1 pseudogene is annotated in these 1,516 nt (G+C 68.2%); it reads right to left on the minus strand.

Features of this window, described 5'->3' with window-relative positions:
* Nucleotides 1-34 precede the first annotated feature (34 nt).
* A pseudogene (locus AB0Q99_RS34295) lies at nt 35-1,437 on the minus strand (IS3 family transposase).
* Nucleotides 1,438-1,516 lie beyond the last annotated feature (79 nt).

A 1,516-nucleotide genomic window follows, 5' to 3' on the forward strand; every position in this document is an offset into this window, starting at 1 on the left:
CGGAAGCTGTCAAGTCAAATGAGACGGTCTGTTGCTATATGGACTGTTGAGCGGGTTCTGTCTCCTGCTTCGGCTCGTTGATCCAGACCGTCTGGGGTATCTCGGGTGGCTTTGGGCGTCGGGCGAATCGTTCTGGGTGGCGGGCGTATGCCTCGGCGAGGGTGGCGGCCCGCTGCTCGCGGACCAGGTCGGCGGTGCCGAAGTGCACGGATGCCGGGGTGTGCAGGCCGATGCCGCTGTGCCGGTGCTCATGGTTGTAGTAGGCGAAGAAGCCTTCGCACCATTCCCGGGCGTGGGCAAGGGAGTTGAAGCGCTCAGGGAAATCTCCTGAGTACTTGATGGTCTTGAACTGGCTTTCGCTGTAGGGGTTGTCGTTCGACACCTTGGGCCGGGAGTGGCTTCGGGTCACGCCGAGATCGATCAAGAGCTGGGAGACGGCCTTGGAGGTCATCGAGGTGCCCCGGTCGGCGTGCACGGTCTCGGGCACGATGCCGTTGCGCTCGATGGTCTCGCGGATCAGTTCCTCGGCACGCAGGGAGTCCTCCGCCGCCTCTACGGTCCAGCCGCAGATGTAGCGGCTGTAGATGTCGATGATCGCGTAAAGGTGGTACCACTCGCCCTTGTCGGGGCCGCGGAGCTTGGTGATGTCCCAGGTCAGGACCTGGCAGGGCGCGGTGGCCAGCAGCTGCGGGACGGTCTTGGCGGGGTGGGTGGCCTGGCGGCGGCGCTCGCCCGACTGCCCGGCGGCTTTGAGGATGCGGTACATCGTGCGCTCGGAACACCAGTAGGTGCCGGCGTCCAGTTCCCGCGCCCAGACCTGGGCAGGCGGCAGGTCGACGTACTCGGGCCGGTTCAGCAGCTGCAGTACCTCGGCCCGTTCGGCCGTGTCCAACGCCGACGGCGGGGACGGTCGGGGCCCGCGCTCGACGGGCCGGCGCGGGTTGAGCTTGCGGTAGTGGGTGGCCCGGGAGCGGCCGATGAGCCGGCAGGCCGCCGTGGTGCTCAGCTCGGGCTCCAGGGCGGTGAAGGCCTCGTCCAGGACCGGCTCGACGGCGCGGTTCAGTCCGCGCTCTCGGAGAGCATCTCCAAGAGCGCGTGTGCTTTTCCCAGCACGGCCAGGGCGGCATCGCGCTGGGCGACGTCCTTCTCCAGGCGGGCGACCTTCTTGCGCAGGCGCTCCAGTTCGGCCTGCTCGGCGGCCTTCTTCGGCCGGGCCGGCGAGGTCCGCCGGTCGGTCAAGGTGACCATCGCGCCGGCGTCGCGGGCCTGGCGCCACTCGATGATGTGGGAGTGGTAGAGCCGCTCGCGGCGCAGGATCGCGCCCTTCTCGCCGTTGGGGGCGGCGTCGTACTCGGCGACGATCCGCAGCTTGTACTCCGGTGAGAACGTCCGCCGCTTCGGCTTCGGCGCCGGGTCGGGGGTGGTGGAACTGGGCATGCCGGGGGAATCTCCTCTACCTCGCCATCCAGACTAACCCGACATACCGGGCGTCTCAGCCGAGACTGTCAGAGAGGGC

It is taken from the genome of Kitasatospora sp. NPDC086791 (genome assembly GCF_040685975.1).
Lineage (GTDB): Bacteria > Actinomycetota > Actinomycetes > Streptomycetales > Streptomycetaceae > Kitasatospora.